Below are 19,462 nucleotides of genomic sequence, written 5' to 3' on the forward strand. Positions count from 1 at the left end.
TTCCTGACCAGCGCGGGGCCGGAATCCGGCCATCAGTGCAACCGGAACCGCAGCCTGCAGATCACCGCGTCGGTCTCGCGCCGGACGGCGTGCGCGACGACGGCTCCCCGCTGGTTCTGCAAGAGTCGTTGCCACAGCCGCTCGGGCTCCGCCTCCGGGATCAGGACGGTGACCTGGGTGGCCGGTTCCGCCGCGGCGACCTCGCGGACGTACGCGGCGATGGGGCGGCCCAGGGTGCGGCGGGCGCAGGACAGGCGGATCAGCGGCACCCCGGGGTCCCACTCGGCCCAGGCGCGCTCCAGGTCGTGCAGCTGGGCGTGGTCCTCCGGGTCCGAGTGACACACGGTGACCGCACGGACCTCGTCACCGAGGGAGGTGGCCGCGCTCAGGGCCTTGGAGGTGAGGCGGGAGATCGAGGACACGGGCACGATCACGACCGACCGCTCGCGGTGCGGGGCCTCGGGGACGCGGCCCAGGCGCAGTCGCTCGCCGATGCGGACGTAGGCGCGGTGCACGGTGCGGAAGGCCGCCACGAGCAGCGGCAGGGCGACCACGATCAGCCAGGCGCCCTCCGTGAACTTGCTCGCCGTGACGACGACCGCCGCGACGCCGGACAGGACGGCGCCGAAGCCGTTGAGCAGCGCCTTGCCGCGCCATCCCGGACCGCGTTCGAGGTGCCAGTGCCGGACCATGCCGACCTGGGCGATGGTGAAGCCGACGAAGACGCCGATGGCGAACAGCGGCACGAGGGTGTTGGTGTCGCCGCCGGAGAACACCAGCAGCACGGCGGAGACCAGGGCCAGGGCGAGGACGCCGTGGCGGTGGACCTGGCGGTCGGCCTTCAAGGCGAAGACATGCGGCAGGTAGTTGTCGCGGGCGAGCAGCTTCAGCAGCACGGGCAGGCCGCCGAAGGAGGTGTTCGCGGACAGTGCCAGCAGGACCATCGTGGCGAACTGGATCACATAGAAGGCCGCGTTGTGGCCGAGCGAGGCGTCCGCCAGCTGGGCGAGGACGGTGACGCCCGCGACCGGCTGGAGGTGGAAGCGGGAGATCAGCACCGACAGGCCGATCAGCATCATGCCGAGCACGGCACCGAGGGCGACCTCCGCGCGCTGGGCGCGTTTGACGCGCGGGACGCGGAAGGAGGGGACGGCGTTGGCGATGGCCTCGACGCCGGTCAGGGCGGAGCACCCCGAGGCGAAAGCTTTCAGCAGGAGCAGGGCGCCCACGGCGGTGGCGTTGTCGGCGAGGACGGAGGCGTGCCCGGCCGCGGTGGCGGTGCTCACCGGCGAGGAGCGGAACAGGCCCACGACGATCAGCACGAAGATGGAACCGACGAACACGACGGTCGGCACGATGAAGGCCTTGGCGGACTCCACGATGCCGCGCAGGTTGACCGCGGCGATCAGCGCGAGCACGGCCAGGCACAGCCAGAGCCGATCGTCGTACAGGGCCGGGAAGGCGGAAGTCAGGGCGGCCACGCCGGCCGTGACGGCGACGGCGACGTTCAGGACGTAGTCCAGGACCAGGGAGGCCGCCGCCACCAGGCTGGTGCGGGCACCCAGATGCGTCTTGGCGACGGCATACGAACCGCCGCCGTCCGGGAAGGCCGCGATCACGTGGCGGTACGAGGCGACGAGCACCGCGAGCAGAGCGGCGATGGCCAGCGTGACGGGGAGCGTGAAGCCCAGGCCGTGCGCACCGGCGGCGGCCAGGACGAGGACGATCGCCTCGGGGCCGTAGGCCACCGACGCCATGGCGTCGAGCGACAGCGCGGCGAGACCGGTGACGGCGGTGAGACGATGCGGTTCGCCGGTATCAGGCGGCTCCTCGTCGGCGGGCACGGCGCCCGGTTCGGCGGTCAGTAGGGGCATGAGCGGGTGCTCCTTCGCAACTTCGGGACGTGCTTCCGCGCGCGTGGGCCCGCGCGCCGCGGCGCACCAAGGTTCTGTCCCGGTACGGCCATCTCCGGCGGCCCCTTGCGCGTTCTTCGCGCCGAAGCCGCCGACCTTGACGCGCTCTTGACGCTGGTGTGATGCGGGCTACGCGCGCGTACGCTGCGCCGGCGTCAAGAACGGCCGCCCGCTCGTCAGAGTCGTGTCAAGGTGCGCTGCCCCGGGCTCGCCCGGTCTCTACCGTCTGCCGTATGGAGCACCCCGAGGACGCTCGACACGACCTGCTGGGCGCACGGCCACCGGAGACCACGTCTGTGGCGTACGACCGTCGCTGGGCCGGGGACCTGCGCAGCGCGGTCTGCTGTTCCGGCGTGCTGCTCGCGACGCTGTTCCTCATCGACTGGGGTGCGGGCACCCTCGACTTGCGACGCGGCGTGCTGTGGGTCACGCTCGCAACGCTGCTGTTCATGGTTCTGTGTCCGGACCGGGTCCGCGCGGGCGAGGGCTGGCTGACCTCCCGCCGTCTGCTGCGCACCCGCCGGGTCCGCACCGACCTGCTGGTGTCGGTGCGGTGCCTGGACGGGGTCGCCCAGCGGCTCGTCCTGCGCGACGCCTTCGGCGAGCGGGTCGAGATCGACCCCCAGGCCCTGGTGGACAACCCCGACCTCTGGTATCGCCTCGACGAGGACGCACGGAAGTCGGCGTCGGCCGGGATCCTGCTGTGCGGGACGACGGCACTGCGCCGCGTGTCGGAGCACGTCGACTGGGTGACCGCGCAGAACGTGTTCAAGGCCTCCGGGCTGGAGTAGCCGCACCGCGGGACCGCTCAGCCCTGGCGCACCGGTCCCGACGTGTCCAGCGCCGCCCCCGTCTGGTCGGCCAGCGTCACCGCGACCAGCCGGGCCTGGAGCGGGGGCACGGGTCCCGGGCCCGGGGTGAGCATGAAGCGCCCGAGGTAGTGCCCGTTGCCGTACGCCCGCAGTTCGATCTCGCCCTCGGGCCAGCCGGCGGCATCCACGTCCCCGTGCCGGCGGCCCGTCGTGACACTGCCGTCCTGCTGCAGTCGCCACGGGTGCCCCAGCAGCGTGCCGTACTCGAAGCGGCAGGAACGCAGGCCGAGGAGTTCGGTCAGTTCGCGGCGGACGTGGTCGACCACGCTGTCCCCTGATTTGACGGACTGGACGAGGTCGGCGGTGGCGTGGATGCGCGCGAGGTGGTCCGCGTCCGTCACTGTGATCACCTCCAGCCGCCGGGCCCGCGCGGCGAGTTGCGAAACGATCAGGCCGACCGCCAGAAGCAGGACTGCCGTCTCGATGTCGGCGGAGGCGGTGATGTCGAAGGTGGTGTACGGGCGGACGAGGAAGAAGTCGAACCAGGCTGCCGCCGACAGCGCCGCGACGACGCCCGCCGCACGGTTGCCCAGCGCGGCGACCATGACGACCGCCACGACGAGGACGAGGGCGGCGTTGGTGTGCGACAGGTCCGTGCGGAAGGGCACGAGGACGAGCGCGACCAGGAACGGGGCGAGCAGGCCCGCGGCCAGGGCGACTCGGTCGCGGGCCGGCCAGGCCGCCGGCTCGGGGCCGTTCGTGGGCCGGTCAGGGCTGCGGATGCCGGTCAGGGTGCTCACGTGGCACCTCCTACGCTCTGCGCACCGCGCGGGTGTGGCTGCGGTACGGGTTCGGTCGGCCCGGCCAGCGGCAGCGAGACGACCATGGTCAGCCCGCCGCCCGGGGTGTCCTCGGGGGTGAGCGTGCCGTCCATGGCCTCTGTGAGTCCGCGGGCGAGCGCGAGTCCCAGGCCGAGTCCGGTGGTGTTGTCGGTGTCGCCGAGCCGCTGGAAGGGCTCGAAGACGCGGTCCCGGCCCGTGGCCGGGAGTCCGGGACCCCGGTCCACGACCCGGAGCTCCGCCCGCCCCGCCAGGACGCTCGCGGTGACCAGCACCTGGGTGCCGGGCGGGGTGTGGCGGTCCGCGTTGCCTGCCAGGTTGGCGATGACGCGCTCCAGCAGGGGCGGATCCGCGAGCACGAGCGGCATGTCCTCGAGGTCGCCGTGGACCTGGACCCGGGGGACGTCCGCGAGCGCCGCCGGGAGCACCTCCTCGAGCCCGGTGGGCCGCAGGTTCAGGGTCAGCGCGCCCGCTTCGAGGCGGCTGAGGTCGAGCAGGTTGTCCACCAGACGGCTCAGCTTGGCCATGGACTCGTCGGCGGTGGTGAGGAGTTCTTCGCGGTCCTCGGCCGAGAACCGGACCTCGCTGCTGCGCAGGGAGGTGACGGCGGCCCAGCCCGCCGCGAGCGGGGTGCGCAGGTCGTGTCCGACGGCCCGCAGCAGCGCCGTACGCATCCGGTCGGCGGCCCGGACCGGCTCCACCTCGGCGGCGGCCTCGGCGAGCCGGGCCCGCTCGACGGCGGAGCCGACGTGCGCGGCGAACGCGGCCAGCACCCGCCGCTCGGACGACGAGAGCGTACGGCCGCGCAGCACCAGGTGGTTGCCGGGTCCCGCGGGCACGACGGTCGCCCCTTCGTGGGTGTCGGGCGGCTCATCGACGAGTTCCGCACAGTCCATGCCGAAGGTCTCGCGAGTGCGTTCCAGCAGGGCCGGGATCGTCTGACCGCCACGCACGATGCTGCCGGCCAGCGAGGACATGGTCTCGGCCTCGGCGGTGGCCCGGGCGGCGCGGCGCGACAGGCGCAGGGAGCGGTCGACGACGGCGGCGACCGTGGCGGCCACCACCGCGAACACCCCCAGTGCCAGCAGGGCGTTGGGATCGTCGAGCGTGAACTGCCCGATGGGCGGGATGAACCAGTAGTTGAGCAGCAGGGACGCCGTGACCGACGCGATCACCGCGGAGGTGACTCCGCCTATGCAGGCCACGCCGACCACCGTGAGCAGGAAGAGCAGGGCCTCGCTGGTCAGGTTGACGGTGCCGCGCACCTGGGCGAGTACGACGGTGAGCAGCACGGGCAGCACGAGTCCCGCGACCGGTCCCGCGATCAGGCGCCGGGTGGACAGTGTGCGCCGACGGGACGGGAGCAGGGTGCCGCGCCCGGCACGTTCGTGGGTGACCCAGTGCACATCGATGTCGCCGGAGAGCGCCGTGACGGTCTCCCCCGTGCCCGGTCCGGTCAGGAACCGCTCCAGCCGCCCGCGGCGACTCGTGCCGAGGACCAGTTGGGTCGCGTTCTCGGCGCGGGAGAAGTCCACCAGGGCGGTGGCGACGGCGTCGCCGACGACCGAGTGGTAGGTGCCGCCGAGGTCCTCCACGAGTCTGCGCTGCCGGGCGAGAGAGGCGTGCGAGACACCGGCGGCCAGGCCGTCGCTGCGGGCCACGTGCACGGCGAGCAGATCACCACCCGCCGACCGGTCGGCGATGCGGGCGGCCCGGCGGACCAGCGTGTCGCCCTCCGGTCCGCCGGTCAGGGCGACCACCACCCGCTCACGGGTCTCCCACACCCCGCCGATGGCGTGTTCGGCCCGGTAGGACTGCAGAGCCTCGTCGACCCGGTCGGCGACCCACAGCATCGCCAACTGCCGCAGTGCGGTCAGATTGCCGGGCCGGAAGTAGTTGGCCAGAGCGGCGTCGACCTTCTCGGGAGCGTAGATGTTGCCGTGCGCCATGCGGCGGCGCAGGCCCTCGGGCGGGATGTCGACGAACTCGATCTGCTGGGCGCGGCGAACGATCTCGTCGGGCACCGTCTCGTGCTGCGGCACCCCGGTGATCTTCTCGACGACGTCCTTCAGGGACTCCAGGTGCTGGATGTTGACCGCGGTGATGACGTCGATGCCGGCGGCGAGGAGTTCTTCGATGTCCTGCCAGCGCTTGGGCCTGCGGCCGCCGCCGGGCACGTTGGTGTGCGCGAACTCGTCGACGATCGCGACCCTGGGGCGGCGCGCGAGGACGGCGTCGACGTCCATCTCCTCGAACTCCCCGCCGCGGTAGCCGCACCGCAGGCGCGGCACGACCTCCAGGCCGTCGCACATGGCCCGGGTCCGCGGGCGGCCGTGGCACTCCACGAACCCCACCACCACGTCGGCGCCGCGGGACGCACGGCGCTGTGCCTCGTCGAGCATGCGATAGGTCTTGCCGACCCCTGGTGCCGCTCCGAGGTAGACCTTCAGTCGTCCACGCCGTACGTCGTTCATCACCTCACAGCGAAGCGCGCCACAGGGCCCCGGGCAGCGGTCTTGACACTTCCCTGGCGTCACTGACGTGGAAGTTGACACTGCCTTGACGGGCCGCGGCCGGATAGGGTGAAGGCGGTGTGCCGGGAAGTCTGGTCGGCCGGGAGCCAGGGTGGCTCACGATGGGCCCCAGGGGGACGGCATGCGCGGCGTCGGAACGGTTCTCGCACTTGTGGTGCTGGCCACGGTGGTGGCGACGTTCGCGCGCCGATGGCGGATTCCCGCGCCGTCGCTGCTAGTGGTCGCGGGCCTCGCGGTGGCGCTGCTGCCGGGCACCCCGGAGATCGGGATCAGCCCCGAGATCATCGGCCTCGTCGTGCTGCCGCCGCTGCTGTACGCAAGTGCCGAGGAATTGTCCTGGCGCGAGCTGCGCGCGGTGTGGAAACCGGTCGGGGTGCTCGCGGTGGGCCTGGTGCTTGCCTCGGCGGCGGCGGTCGGCGCGGTGGCGTCGCTGGTGACGCCGCTGTCGTGGCAGATGGCGTTGGTGCTGGGCGCGGTCCTCGCCAGCACGGACCCGGTCGCGGTGACCGCGCTCGGCCGCCGGCTCGCGCTGCCGCCGAAGGTGCAGGTGCTGGTGCAGGCGGAGAGCCTGTTCAACGACGCGACCTCGCTGGTGCTGTTCCGCGTCGCGGTGAGCGTGGCCGTGGCTTCCGCGGCGGCCGACTGGGGAGCGGCGGGCGGCGAGTTCCTGACGCTGGCGGGCGGCGGCACTCTGATCGGCGCGGCGGTCGCCGCAGTGGTCGCGCTGATCCGCCGGCGCACCGAGGACCCGGTCCTGGAAACGGTGATCGCCCTGGTCACGCCGTACGCCGCCTATGTGCTCGCGGAGGCCGCGCACACGTCCGGCGTCACCTCCGTGGTGGTGGCGGGCGTTGTCCTCGGCGGGCGCGGTGACCGGCTCACCAACGCCCGGATACGGCTTCAGTTGCACGCGGTGTACGGCACGGTGGTGTTCCTGCTGGAGAGCGTGGTCTTCAGCCTGATCGGGCTGGCGCTGCCCGCGCAGGTGCGGGCGCTGTCCGCGCAGGTGCGGGCGCTGTCCGACGGCAACCGAGCGTGGCCGCTGTACGCGCTGGCGGTGGCGGGCACGCTGATCGCGGTACGGCTGCTGTGGCTGGCGCCGCTGTCCGCGGTGGTGCAGCGCAAGGGCGGGATCCAGCGGCCGAACTGGCGGGTGCCGGTGGTGCTGACCTGGCCGGCACCCGTGGGGTCGTGCCACTGGCGGCCGCCCTGTCCGTCCCGGTGACCTCGGGGGACGGGACGCCTCTCGAAGGTCGGCCCCTCGTCCTGGTCCTGACCACCTCGGTCGTGGTGGTCACGCTCGTCGTCCAGGGCTTCACCCTGGCCCCGGTCGTCCGCCGCTCCGGCATCGCTCTGGAGCCCGACCACACGGAGCGCGAGGAGGCCGCCGCCCGCTGCCGTCTGGCCGACGCCGGCATCCGGCGTCTGGACGAGCTGTCGGAGCTGGAAGCCGTACCGAGCGTGGTCCTCGACCGGCTGCGCCGCGGCCTCAATGCCCGCCTCGACGACGCCCGCGACCGCCTGAGCGACGGCAACGGCAACGGCGCGCCCGTCGAGTCCGCCGACCTGGTCTATCGCCAGCTGCGCCACGACCTGATAGCCGTGGAGGCGGCGGAGCTGCAGCTGCTCTACGACGAACACACGATCAGCGACACCACCCGCAGACGCCTCCAGCGGTCCCTGGACCTGGAGGAGGCGAGGCTCGCGGACGCGTGAAACCCACGGGGGCTCAGCGGAACTCGGCCAGTCGGGGCCTGAGCCCGAGCCCGGTGAGCCCGATGGCCAGCAGCAACAGGCCGCAGGCCCAGGGCAGTCGGCCGTTCAGTTCGGAGCGGCCGGCCGCGACCGACGACGTGTAGTGGGCGCGGTTGATGCCGGTGACCTCGTCCAGCTCGGCCATCCACTTCCCGAAGTGCGCGTTGGACGTCCCCGGCTCCCAGCCCATGCAGAACTCCACCGCCTCCCGCTCCTTGCCCTCCGCGAGCAGCGCACGGATCTTCCGGTCGTCGCGCTGATACACGGCGTAGGCCTCCACCGTCTTCGCGGCGGCGGCCTGCTCCCCGGTGAAGGTGATGTTGTCGAACTCGCGCCGGAACTCTCCGGTGAAGCGCAGGTCGCGGTGGTCGGTGCGATAGGCCTCCCAGCTGGTGGCGAGTTCGGCGTCGTACGTCGAGAGCGTGGCGCCCTCGAGGCCGTACAACTGCTGGGACTTGGCGAGGAACGACGCCTCGTACCGGTCGCGGCGCTCGGGGTCGAGGAGGTAGCGGCTCTCGTCGGCGTTGGCGTCGTAGGCGATGGCCCGGGCGCGGGAGAGCGCGACGACCGAGTCGAAGGCGTCGCGCCGGGCCCCGCGCAGGTGCTCGGCGGAGGCGGACAGCATCTGGCCGCCGAGGCCGACGGCGATCAGGGTGCAGGCGGTGGCGGCCAGTAGGCCGGGGTTGACGATCCGCCGGAAGCGCCGGGTCAGATACCACTGAAGGGCACCGAGCACGGCGAGGAGCAGCAGGCCGAGGACGAGGACGACGGCAAACTGGGTGGAGAGGGTGGAGCGGGCCGCCGCGTACTCGGTGTCGAAGGCTCTGTCGTTGGAGGACACCAACGTCCGCGAGGCGGGCAGGAGTCTGCTCGCCAGCAGGTCGGTGGCGGTGCGGTAGTCGGCGAGAGCGGCCTGTTTGCCGCCGCGGCGGCCGTCGTTCTCCAGGGCGCGGCCGATGAGTTCCTGGTACTCGGCGAAGTCGTCCGTGAGGGACTCCACCGTGTTCTCGTCGGCCCGGTCCCCCTCGGCGGCGACCGCGAGGGCGCGCAGGTCGTGGCCGATCTCGCGCCGGGCGTCGCCGTAGAAGCCGACGGCCTTGCGGTACGGCGTCTGCAGCCGTCCCTCGCCCGCGTCGCCGCTGGACAGCAGGATGTTGGCGGCCTGCGCGTCCATGTCGTTCAGGGCCAGATTGAGGTCGGCGGCGCTGGTGGTGCGGGGTGCGTCCCGCCGCGACACGGCGTCCCAGGTGCCGTTCGTGGCGATCCCGGCGATGAGCAGGAGCACGGCCAGTGCGGCGGCGAGCAGGACCGTGGCCGCGCGCAGGAGGCGCAGCCGCGCGGGCACGGTGGCCCAGTAGCGGCGGCGCAGAGCGGCCCGCGCGGCCACGGCCTGCCGGCGCAGGCGCCGCCCCGGACCGTCCGTCCGCGGCTCCCCTGCCCGCACCCGTCCGGGGCCGCCTCCGGGCGGGACGACCACCGGCTGCCGCGGCTGTGCGACGGCCTCCGTCTGAGGCCTGTGCGATGTGCCGGCCGTGATCGTCACGGTCCCCTCCCACGTCACGCCACGGACGGTCGCCCGTCCCCCGTGCCGATGAGTCTGCGACCGGATTCGGCCACACGCGTTGGGCCTTGACGCGCTCCTGACGGCTTCTCAGGTGGGTTTGACGTGACCTTGACGGCGATGGAGTCTCCGTCCAATGCGGTTCGAGGGCGCCCGCGGGCGCACGTCAGGAGCCCGTCAGGAAGCGGCACTTCGGCTTGTCCGAAGCGGGCGGGACGGCTTGCATGGAATCCGTGAACAGCGCCTGGCTCCTCTTCGACCGGCCGCCGACTCCCGCTCGGCCGCTACGTCGTGTGCCGCGCTGCCCGGAAGCGCTCGCGTCCCGCTGACGCGCAGTCGCCTTCGGTGACTCGCGGGGCGCCGTGACCGCCGTCCGGCGCCCCGCTTCTCTCCCTTTTCCACACCTCGCACGCCCAGGCGCAACTGGCTCTCACCGTGTTCGCGGCCGACCCGCGCGTCACCGCCGTCTCGGTGCACCCGGGTGTCTGCGACACGGCGCTGCTGTCGCTCTACGCGCACGAGGGCGTCTCGCCCGCCGAGGGCGCCACGCACGGGGTCCGACTGTGCGACCCGGCCGTGGAGATCGTCAACGGCGCCTACTACGACCGCGGCGAGCGCGTCGACCCGGCTCCGGCGGCGACCGAGGGCCGCACGGTCAAGCGGCTCAACAAGCTCGCCGACCTGCTGGTCGGTCGCAGGCCCGCTTGAACCACCCACCACGGCGACGGAGTTGACGTACGTGTCCAAGCGAGCCCGCAAGAAGAAGGCCAACCACGGCGAGAAGGCCGGCCAGCGCTGACACTGCCGCTCAGCAGGGGCCGTCGGCCACCGGGGCGGGCGACGCGGGTGCTCCCCGCTCGCCCGCCCACGTGCTCGCCGATGGCGCCTGGGCCAGGGGACCACGCGCGGAACCAGCTGACGAGCGCGGGCAGTTGCCTGGGACGCGGCGACGGCACGCGATGAGCGCGACCGTACGGCGCCCGGAGCCGGCCGACGCCGACGCGGTGCTCGCCCTCGACCCGGACGCCTCCTGGCTCTCGGCCGGCTGGTGCGGACCGCGCGGCCTCGCCGCCTCCGGACACGCCCGGGCCGCGAGGAGCCGCTCCGGCCGGGTCCTGACGGTGGCGTGCACCTGCTTCCGGGCTCCCGGTTCGAGGACCTCCCGGTCTACGCGGTCACGGGTCGCAGACGCCACCACCTCGCGCTGGTCCGCGTCACGTCCCTGCACGCCGGCATCACGGGCCGCGGCGCGGCCCCAGCTGGAACTGCTTCGTCCACAACCGCGGCAGGCGCGCGGTCCGCTGACCGGATCGTGTCCGGCCGGGGCTTCGTCCAGGGTGGCGAAGTGGTGTCGCACACCATAACGCTCGGTGTCCGGTCCCGAGACGCACGACGACCGCCACCTGTACAGCCCAACCCCCTGCTTTTGCCTCATCACCCCCGCTTCTTGATGCGCCGCCATCGCCCGTCGAGCCATTCTTAACGGAAGATTGACGCCTGCGGGCCCTGGATCCGTGGGCCCACGCGTCACGCTCTGTTTAACCTGGTGCGGCCGTCCGCGTGATGGCCGGGAACATTCTGAGCCGCACAAGGAGCAGGCCGATGGCCACGACCGAACACCCGCCTCCCAGTCGCCTGCGCGCGTGGATGCTGGAAGGCCTGTCCGACATGGGCAAGGCCGGCGGTCATCAGGGGCCGCACGCCGAGCCGCAGTCGGTGCACAAGGGCCAGCGCTGGTGGCGGGTGATGTGCCTGACCGGCGTGGACTACTTCTCGACCCTCGGCTACCAGCCGGGCATCGCCGCCCTGGCGGCCGGTCTGCTGTCGCCGATCGCGACGATCGTACTGGTGATAGTCACCCTGGCGGGCGCCCTGCCCGTCTACCGTCGGGTGGCCGAGGAGAGCCCGCACGGCGAAGGCTCCATCGCCATGCTGGAGCGGCTGCTGTCCTTCTGGCAGGGCAAGCTGTTCGTGCTGACCCTCCTCGGCTTCGCCGCCACCGACTTCCTGATCACGATCACCCTGTCGGCCGCCGACGCCTCCACCCACCTGGTGGAGAACCCGCATCTGACCGGCGTCCTGCAAGGTCACCAGATGGTGATCACCCTGTTCCTGGTCGCCCTGCTCGGCGCGGTGTTCCTCAAGGGCTTCCTGGAGGCCATCGGCGTCGCGGTCGCCCTGGTCGGGATCTACCTCGCGCTGAACGTCGTCGTGGTCGTCAGCGGCCTGTGGCACGTGCTCACCGCCAAGCACGTGATCACGGACTGGACCTCCGCCCTGACCACGGAACACGGCAGCGTCTTCGCCATGATCGGCGTGGCCCTGATCGTCTTCCCCAAGCTCGCGCTCGGCCTCTCCGGCTTCGAGACCGGCGTCGCCGTCATGCCGCATGTCGAGGGCGACCCCGGTGACACCGAGGAGAAGCCGACCGGCCGGATCCGGGACACGAAGAAGCTGCTGACCACGGCGGCCCTCATCATGAGCTGCTTCCTGATCGCCACCAGCTTCATCACCACGCTGCTCATCCCGGAGAACGAGTTCAAGTCCGGCGGCCAGGCCAACGGCCGTGCGCTGGCGTACCTCGCGCACGAGTACCTGGGCAACGCCTTCGGCACGGTGTACGACGTCTCGACCATCGCCATCCTGTGGTTCGCCGGCGCGTCCGCGATGGCGGGCCTGCTCAACCTGATGCCGCGCTACCTACCCCGCTACGGCATGGCCCCGCACTGGGCACGCGCGGTGCGCCCCATGGTCATCGTGTTCACCCTGGTCGCCTTCCTGGTCACCTGGATCTTCGACGCGGACGTCGACGCACAGGGCGGCGCCTACGCCACTGGTGTGCTGGTGCTGATCAGCTCCGCGGCGATCGCGGTGACCATCGCCGCCCGCAAGGCCGGGCAGCGGAAGTGGAGCATCGCATTCGCGGTGATCTCGGCGGTGTTCCTCTACACGACCGTCGTGAACGTCATCGAGCGGCCCGACGGTGTGAAGATCGGTGCCTGCTTCATCGCGGGCATCATCCTGGTCTCGCTGCTGTCCCGGCTGGCCCGGGCCTTCGAGCTGCGCGTGACCAGCGTGACGCTCGACCCGATGGCGGAACGTTTCATCCGCGACATCGCCAGCCGCAGGATCCGGTTCATCGCCAACGAGCCCGACCGCAGGGACAAGGCCGAGTACCGCGAGAAGATCGAGCAGATCCGGCAGGACAACGACATGCCGGAGCAGGAGGACTTCGTCTTCGTCGAGGTGACGGTCACCGACCCCTCCGAGTTCGAGGCGGGCCTGACCGTGCGCGGCGAGGTCCTGCACAACCGCTACCGCGTCCTGACCCTGGAGTCCGCCTCCATCCCGAACGCCCTGGCCGCGCTGCTCCTCCACGTCCGCGACGTGACGGGCTGCACGCCGCACATCTACTTCGAGTGGACCGAGGGCAACCCGTTCGCCAACTTCCTGCGCTTCTTCCTGTTCGGCCAGGGCGAGGTCGCCCCGGTCACCCGGGAGGTCCTGCGCGAGGCGGAGCCGGACCGCGCACGGCGTCCGCGGGTACACACGGGCTGAACCGCCGACGAGCGACAGAGCGGCCAGGACGTCAGGGCGATCTGCGTCTCAAGGTCGGCGGGCGGCGAGAGCGGCAGGTGGCCGAGGACGTCACAGCGGCGAGGGCGTCACGTCCGCGACGGCGTCATGGCGACGTCACGGGCGTCACGTCCGCGACGGCGTCATGGCGGCGTCAAAATCCGGCCGTGCGGCGTCAGAGCCCTGTCAGTGGTCGCCGCTGCGGCCTTCTGGGAGCCTAGCGTCGACGGCGTGCGACGGAGCGGACCGCTGAACCCGACCGGCGACCGCCACTGGCGTGGCAGTGCCCGGCTCGCGGTCGGCTGCGCCCTCGCATTCTGCGGCATGACGTTCCTGGTCGACTGGGACGCGGGCACCCTCACGGCCCCGCGCGCTCTGCTGTGGCTCGTGCTGACCACCGCCGCCTGCGCGATCCTCCTGCCCCACCGCGTCATCGCCGGCCCGGGATGGCTGGAGGTACGCGGCACCATGCGGCGCCGACGGGTGAGTACGGACGCGCTCGTGGCCGTACGCCAGTCCGGTGGGGTCTCCTCGCACCTCGTCCTCCGGGACGTCTACGGCCGGCGCCTGGAGGTCGACCCGCGCGTGCTGCTCGCCAACCCGCTGTTGTGGCACGAACTGGACACGGGTGTACGCCGCTCAAGGGAACGCGGCACGCTGCGGCACGGCTCCGAGGCGCTGGAGCGGCTGGGCCGTGAGATCGACGACTCGACCGCACAGGCGGTGTTCAGGGAGTCGGGGCTTTCCTGACGAACCCGCGCCGCGCCGGACGCGCCACCACCCGGCCGTAGCTCAACCGCCCACCCACCTCCACTCGCAGGACGACCGGTGTCCCCGGGTCACCCGCCGGGCGCGTCTTGATCTTGGCGTAGCCGATCACCAGCGAGTCGGTGTCCACGACGACGCCTGGGCGGGTCACCAGGCGCAGCGTGCCGCCGCTCATGTCCAGGTCGATGCGCAGGGTTTCGTGAGTGATCACGGCCCGGGTGAAGTCGAGCGTCACATCGCCCCAGGCCGACTCGATCGCCATCCGCCGCGGCACCACCCAGCCCTCGCCGCGCGTCGTCGAGCCGCCCTTCTGCTCGATGCGGACGACGTCCTTGACCGGAGGCGCCCCGGCCGCCTCGGGAAGGTCCACCGTCAGCGCGGCCAGCTCCTCCAGCGTGCGCGCCGAGAGCGCGGCCTCCACGCGTTCGTCGAGTTCCTCGGCCGTCAGCCTGCCGTCCCCCGCGGCGGCGGTCAGGACGTCCACCACGTGGTCCCGGTCCGCGTGCGAGGCCCTCAGTGCGGGCGACCCACCCGTACCCACGAGCTCAGCCGACATGCCCTCACTCCGATCGGTCTCCGCAGGTACGCACCCACACTAACGTTATATCGCGTTATACCCAACGCCCGGCCCCATGCCCACGGTTCCCGCCACCGGCCCTATCGTGACCGGCATGCAGTCCTACACGATCGGCCAGGCGGCGCGGCTGCTCGGCGTGAGCCCGGACACCGCCCGCCGCTGGGCCGACGCGGGCCGGGTGGCCACCCATCGCGACGAGGCCGGCAGGCGCCTCATCGACGGGCAGGACCTCGCCGCGTTCTCGGTGGAGCTGGCGAAGACGGGCACGGGCGACGAGGACGCCCCGTACACCTCGGTCCGCAACGCGTTCCCCGGGATCGTCACCGCGATCAAGCTCGGCGACGTCGCCGCCCAGGTCGAGATCCAGGCGGGCCCGCACCGACTGGTCTCGCTGCTGACCCGGGAGGCCGTCGAGGAACTGGGCCTGGAGGTCGGCATGGAGGCCACGGCCCGGGTGAAGTCGACGAACGTGCACATCGACCGCGCCTGAGCGCCGGCCTCCCCGCTCAGGCCTTGACCGAATGCCTCACGCCTCACGCCGCCCGCTTCACGCGGTGGCCATCGCTCCCGGCTGCCGCCAGCGGTAGGCGCCGTCCACCCGGATCGCGTTGATGCCGCTGATGTGCCGGGCGCCGCAGCGGTCCTGCGGGAGAACCAACTGGGGTCCGGCCCGGTCGAGCGGGGTGTCGTCGATGCTGACGGCGAGGAGGACCGGGGCGTGGGCGAAGTCCGGGTCGATCTCGGCCCAGGACAGCAGGACTTGATGCCCGTCCGTGCCCCTCACGGCGATGAGGAAGCGCAGGCGGTCCTTGCGGCGGGCCGGATCGAAGCCGGGGCCCGCGTCGGCCAGGACGTCGTAGAGACGCGGACCGGCGAACGCGTGGTACTGCATCCCGCTCGTGGCGCACTCGAAGGCGACCTTCACCCGATGCTGGGGCCAGCCGAGCAGATCCGGCACGGTGAGACGGGCCGGCCGGGCCAGGTCGCCGGTCAGGGCGAGTTCCGCGAGCGTCACGTGCCACCACCTCCCGGATGACGGTACCCGGACGAGGGCACCGTACAAACGCACATGCGTACCTCATTCCGTTATTGTCCCTGCTCATGCAATGCGACAGATGACTTCCACCTCGCAGATGCGGCAGTATCATCATCACCACACGGTGCCAGCCCGGCCGTGGAAGGGCGCGACAGCTTTTCCCAGGACACCAAGGAGTAGATCCGTGATGACCCGTTCCGCGCGCCGGACCCGACGAACGCTGCAGGTGGCCGGTGCGGGAGCAGCCGCCCTGCTGGCCCTGAGCGCCTGTTCCTCCTCCGACGACTCCTCCTCGTCGGGGTCCTCGGGCACGCCCGACTCGTCGTCGTCCGCGTCGCCGAAGCTGTCCGGCACGGTGACCGTGTTCGCCGCCGCCTCGCTCCAGGAGAGCTTCACGGCGCTGGGCAAGGAGTTCGAGAAGGAGCACCCGGGCACCAAGGTGACCTTCAACTTCGGCGGCAGCGACACCCTGGCCGCGAGCATCACCGGCGGCGCCCCGGCCGACGTCTTCGCCGCCGCCAGCCCCAAGACGATGGCGATCGTGACGGACAAGGGGGACGCGTCCGGCACGCCCGCAACCTTCGTCCGCAATCAGCTGGAGATCGCCACCCTGCCCGGCAACCCCGACAAGGTCGCTTCCCTGAAGGACCTGACCAAGTCCGGCCTGAAGGTCGTCCTGTGCGACAAGACGGTGCCGTGCGGCGCCGCCGCGCAGAAAGCCTTGGAGGCGAGCGGGCTGAAGCTCACCCCGGTGTCGTACGAGCAGGACGTGAAGAGCGCCCTGACGAAGGTCGAGCTGAAGGAGGCCGACGCCGCGGTCGTCTACAAGACCGATGTGAAGGCGGCCGGCGACAAGGTGGAGGGCGTGGAGTTCCCCGAGTCGGCCAAGGCCATCAACGACTACCCGATCACTCTGCTCAAGAACGCCCCGAACGCGGTGGCGGCCAAGGAGTTCATCGCGCTGGTGCAGTCCGCCGAGGGTCAGCAGGTCCTGAGCGAGGCCGGGTTCCTCAAGCCGTGACGGAGCTCGACAAGTCCGGCGCCGCGGCCGACACCCTCACGGGCGGCCCGCGGCGCCGGAGTGTCCGAAGGACGGTGCCGCTCCCCCTACTCCTCCCCGGGGTCGTGGCCCTGGCGTTCCTGCTCCTCCCCCTCGTCGCCCTGCTCGTCCGGGCCCCCTGGAGCAGCCTCCCGGACCAGCTGACCAGCACAGAGGTGTGGCAGGCGCTCCAACTGTCCCTGGTCACCGCGACCGCGGCGACGGCCGTGAGCCTGGTCCTGGGCGTACCCCTGGCCTGGCTGCTGGCCCGCACGGAGTTCCCGGGACGCGGTCTCGTACGGTCCTTGGTGACCCTGCCGCTCGTCCTGCCCCCGGTGGTGGGCGGTGTGGCGCTCCTGCTGGCCCTCGGCCGCAACGGCGTGGTCGGCAAGTGGCTGGATTCGTGGTTCGGGATCACGCTGCCGTTCACCACGGCGGGCGTCGTGGTCGCGGAGGCGTTCGTGGCGATGCCGTTCCTCGTCATCAGCGTCGAGGGCACCCTGCGCGCCGCCGACCCCCGCTTCGAGGAGGCGGCCGCCACGCTGGGTGCGTCCCGCTTCACCGCGTTCCGCCGGGTCACGCTCCCCCTCATCGCCCCCGGCATCGCGGCGGGCGCGGTCCTCGCCTGGGCCCGCGCGCTGGGCGAGTTCGGCGCGACGATCACCTTCGCCGGCAACTTCCCCGGCCGCACCCAGACCATGCCCCTCGCGGTCTACCTCGCCCTCCAGAACGACCCCGAAGCGGCGATCTCCCTGAGCCTGGTCCTGCTGGCCGTGTCGATCGCGGTCCTGGCGGGCCTACGGGACCGCTGGATGACGACGTCATGACGAAGGCCGACACGATACGACGCCCACGGGACCGAACCCCATGACGAGCCGCCGTACACACAGGAACGCACCGCCCACTCGCACAACGACGACGGAGCCCGGGCGCCGACCCCGGGGTCATCGAAGCCGGCACGGGCATGCCACCACGACCGTGCCCGGCACACACCCCGGCCCGTCCTCACCCCGGCCCGCCCTGAGTCGCCGCCTGTACGGGCACGTCCGCAACCGGCCCGCCCTCGCCCCGCCACGCACACGCGGCCGCACGCATACCCCACCTCGCCGTCGCCCATACCGCCCCGTCCGTCCGACGCACGCCTCGCCGCCCGCACATCCCGCCTCGCCACGCACGAGCCCCGTCCCACCCGCCGCCCAGGGCGCCACGAGTGTGCCTCGCGTCTCCCCGCGCCCGCCGCCCCTACCGGTCCCGTCCGTATCCAACTCTCGCCCCGCCGCGCCATGTACACGCCCGCGCCCCTGCGCATACACGCACCAACCACCTACCCCACCCCTCCCGCGACCAGCCCGCGCCGCCGCCCGCCGCCGTACGATCACTCGCACGACCGCATCCGCCCTCGGCACCCCCGGCCCCGCCTCCCCTCCGCCACCCCGCAACGCACCGCGACAACGGCCGCTCCCCCGCCCAACTCCTGGATGTGCACCCCATGACCCACATCGACGACACCACCGCCGGCCTGGCCGTAGAAGGCGAAGGCATGCGGGGCGACGGGCTCGACGCCCGGCTCGTCGTCGACCTCGGAGCGTTCCGTCTCGACGTGGCGCTGAGTGCCGCCCCGGGTGACGTCGTCGCCCTGCTGGGTCCCAACGGTGCCGGGAAGACCACCGCCCTGCGTGCGCTCGCCGGGCTCGTGCCGCTCACCGGGGGCCATCTGCGGCTGGACGGCGCCTCGTTGGACCGTACGCCGCCGGAGTCCCGGCCCGTCGGTGTGGTCTTCCAGGACTATCTGCTCTTCCCGCACCTGTCCGCGCTGGACAACGTCGCCTTCGGCCCGCGCTGCCAGGGCGCGACCAAGGCGGAGGCCAGGGCGCGGGCCGCAGCTTGGCTGGAGCGCATGGGGCTAGCCGAGCACGCCGGCGCCAAACCCCGTAGCCTCTCCGGCGGCCAGGCCCAGCGCGTGGCCCTGGCTCGCGCCCTGGCCACGAGCCCCCGGCTGCTGCTCCTGGACGAGCCCCTGGCCGCCCTGGACGCCCGTACCCGCCTCGACGTGCGCGCCCAACTCCGCCGTCATCTGGCCGAGTTCGAGGCGGTGGCGATCCTGGTGACGCACGATCCGCTGGACGCCATGGTGCTCGCGGACCGGCTGGTCGTGGTGGAGGAGGGCCGGGTGGTCCAGGAGGGCGGCCCGTCCGAGATCGCCCGCCATCCGCGTACGGACTACATCGCTCAGCTCGTCGGACTGAACCTGTACCGAGGACGCGCCGAGGGCCACACCGTAGACCTGGACGCCGGCCCCGCCATCACCACGACCGAAGACCTCTCGGGACCGGTGTTCGTGGCATTCCCACCGGGTGCCGTCACCCTCTACCGGGACCGTCCCACCGGCTCCAGCGCCCGCAACCTCTGGCGCTGCGAGGTGGCCGGCCTGGAGACCCACGGCGACCAGATCCGCGCGGACCTCACCGGTGAACTCGCCCTCGCCGCCGATCTGACGGCGGTCGCCGCCGCCGAGCTCGACCTGCACCCTGGTGTCGCGGTCTGGGCGACGGTCAAGGCGACCCAGACTCATGCATACCCGGCATAAAGCACTACCGGGCCTACGGTTGATGCTCATGACCCTGAGCATCCGCAACCAACTCCCCGGCACCGTCACGACCATCACCCCGGGCGAGGTGATGGCCACCGTCGGCATCCGCCTCACCGGCGGTCAGGCCCTCACCGCGGCGATCACCCGGGAAGCAGTGACCGACCTCGGCCTGGCCCCCGGCTCCGCCGTCCGCGCCCTGGTGAAGTCGACGGAGGTCGCCCTCGCCACCGGCCCGGTCGAGGGACTGTCGATCCGCAACCAGATCCCGGGCACGGTCACCGACGTCGCCGTCGGCGGCGCGATGGCCTCGGTGAAACTGACCGTCGACGGCGGCGCGCTGACCGCCGCCGTCACCAAGGACGCCGTCGACGACCTGGCGCTGACGCCCGGATCGTCCGCAGTCGCCCTGATCAAGTCGACCGAGGTCTCCCTCGCCAAGGTGTAGCACGCACGAGGGCTCCC

General features: G+C 72.2%; 14 protein-coding genes and 2 pseudogenes. 10 read left to right on the forward strand and 6 right to left on the reverse strand.

Annotation, left to right across the window (positions count from 1 at the left end; translation table 11 throughout):
- Positions 1-32 precede the first annotated feature (32 nt).
- Positions 33-1,874, reverse strand: a complete 1,842-nt coding sequence (locus ACFYXB_RS10905; RefSeq protein ID WP_389580182.1) for an APC family permease — start codon at positions 1,872-1,874, stop codon at positions 33-35.
- A 272-nt stretch (positions 1,875-2,146) separates the two neighbouring features.
- On the opposite strand from ACFYXB_RS10905, the gene ACFYXB_RS10910 reads away from it, so the two are divergent.
- Complete coding sequence (locus ACFYXB_RS10910) at positions 2,147-2,704, forward strand: hypothetical protein (RefSeq protein WP_389580184.1); 558 nt, start codon at positions 2,147-2,149, stop codon at positions 2,702-2,704.
- Positions 2,705-2,721: 17 nt separating this feature from the next.
- Here the strand turns inward: ACFYXB_RS10910 and ACFYXB_RS10915 are convergent, their stop codons facing one another.
- A complete protein-coding gene (locus ACFYXB_RS10915) occupies positions 2,722-3,525 on the reverse strand; it encodes a DUF4118 domain-containing protein (RefSeq protein ID WP_389580187.1) in 804 nt (267 codons plus the stop codon).
- Entirely contained in the window at positions 3,522-6,038 is a 2,517-nt protein-coding gene (locus ACFYXB_RS10920) for an ATP-binding protein (protein WP_389580190.1), read from the reverse strand. Before ACFYXB_RS10920 ends, ACFYXB_RS10915 begins: the two co-directional genes overlap by 4 nt.
- 181 nt (positions 6,039-6,219) lie before the next feature.
- Between ACFYXB_RS10920 and ACFYXB_RS10925 the strand changes: the two are divergent.
- Positions 6,220-7,814: pseudogene (locus ACFYXB_RS10925) on the forward strand (Na+/H+ antiporter).
- Between the two features lie 13 nt (positions 7,815-7,827).
- Here the strand turns inward: ACFYXB_RS10925 and ACFYXB_RS10930 are convergent.
- A complete protein-coding gene (locus ACFYXB_RS10930) occupies positions 7,828-9,396 on the reverse strand; it encodes a hypothetical protein (protein ID WP_389580193.1) in 1,569 nt (522 codons plus the stop codon).
- A gap of 423 nt (positions 9,397-9,819) precedes the next feature.
- Between ACFYXB_RS10930 and ACFYXB_RS10935 the strand changes: the two are divergent.
- The 3 genes and pseudogenes from ACFYXB_RS10935 to ACFYXB_RS10945 form a co-directional block, all read left to right on the forward strand.
- Positions 9,820-10,122, forward strand: a pseudogene (locus tag ACFYXB_RS10935) (short-chain dehydrogenase); the annotation flags it as partial.
- An 894-nt stretch (positions 10,123-11,016) separates the two neighbouring features.
- Entirely contained in the window at positions 11,017-12,972 is a 1,956-nt protein-coding gene (locus ACFYXB_RS10940) for an amino acid transporter (RefSeq protein WP_389580196.1), read from the forward strand.
- Between the two features lie 249 nt (positions 12,973-13,221).
- Positions 13,222-13,740, forward strand: coding sequence for a hypothetical protein (locus tag ACFYXB_RS10945; protein ID WP_389580199.1), 519 nt, complete (start codon positions 13,222-13,224; stop codon positions 13,738-13,740).
- Here the strand turns inward: ACFYXB_RS10945 and ACFYXB_RS10950 are convergent.
- Positions 13,718-14,314: a DUF1707 domain-containing protein gene (locus ACFYXB_RS10950; protein WP_389580202.1), complete on the reverse strand. Its 597-nt coding sequence runs from the start codon at positions 14,312-14,314 to the stop codon at positions 13,718-13,720. The genes ACFYXB_RS10945 and ACFYXB_RS10950 overlap by 23 nt on opposite strands.
- Positions 14,315-14,429: 115 nt before the next feature.
- Between ACFYXB_RS10950 and ACFYXB_RS10955 the strand changes: the two genes are divergently transcribed.
- On the forward strand, positions 14,430-14,825 hold the full coding sequence (locus ACFYXB_RS10955) for a helix-turn-helix transcriptional regulator (RefSeq protein ID WP_351347307.1): 396 nt from the start codon (positions 14,430-14,432) through the stop codon (positions 14,823-14,825).
- A gap of 57 nt (positions 14,826-14,882) precedes the next feature.
- Here ACFYXB_RS10955 and ACFYXB_RS10960 read toward each other — a convergent pair whose 3' ends face one another.
- Entirely contained in the window at positions 14,883-15,350 is a 468-nt protein-coding gene (locus ACFYXB_RS10960; protein ID WP_389580206.1) for a molybdopterin-dependent oxidoreductase, read from the reverse strand.
- A gap of 208 nt (positions 15,351-15,558) precedes the next feature.
- On the opposite strand from ACFYXB_RS10960, the gene modA reads away from it, so the two are divergent.
- The 4 genes from modA to ACFYXB_RS10980 all read left to right on the forward strand — a co-directional run bounded on the left by modA (position 15,559) and on the right by ACFYXB_RS10980 (position 19,445).
- On the forward strand, positions 15,559-16,392 hold the full coding sequence (gene modA, locus ACFYXB_RS10965; RefSeq protein WP_351347303.1) for a molybdate ABC transporter substrate-binding protein: 834 nt from the start codon (positions 15,559-15,561) through the stop codon (positions 16,390-16,392).
- On the forward strand, positions 16,389-17,237 hold the full coding sequence (gene modB, locus ACFYXB_RS10970; protein ID WP_389580208.1) for a molybdate ABC transporter permease subunit: 849 nt from the start codon (positions 16,389-16,391) through the stop codon (positions 17,235-17,237). The genes modA and modB overlap by 4 nt, the downstream gene beginning before the upstream one ends.
- A 662-nt stretch (positions 17,238-17,899) precedes the next feature.
- Positions 17,900-18,997 (forward strand): ABC transporter ATP-binding protein, encoded by a 1,098-nt coding sequence (locus tag ACFYXB_RS10975; protein WP_389580211.1) that lies wholly within the window; start codon positions 17,900-17,902, stop codon positions 18,995-18,997.
- Between the two features lie 28 nt (positions 18,998-19,025).
- Complete coding sequence (locus tag ACFYXB_RS10980) at positions 19,026-19,445, forward strand: TOBE domain-containing protein (RefSeq protein WP_351347298.1); 420 nt, start codon at positions 19,026-19,028, stop codon at positions 19,443-19,445.
- Positions 19,446-19,462 lie beyond the last annotated feature (17 nt).

Origin of the sequence: Streptomyces sp. NPDC002619 (genome assembly GCF_042889305.1) — a bacterium.
In the GTDB taxonomy this organism is placed as follows: domain Bacteria; phylum Actinomycetota; class Actinomycetes; order Streptomycetales; family Streptomycetaceae; genus Streptomyces.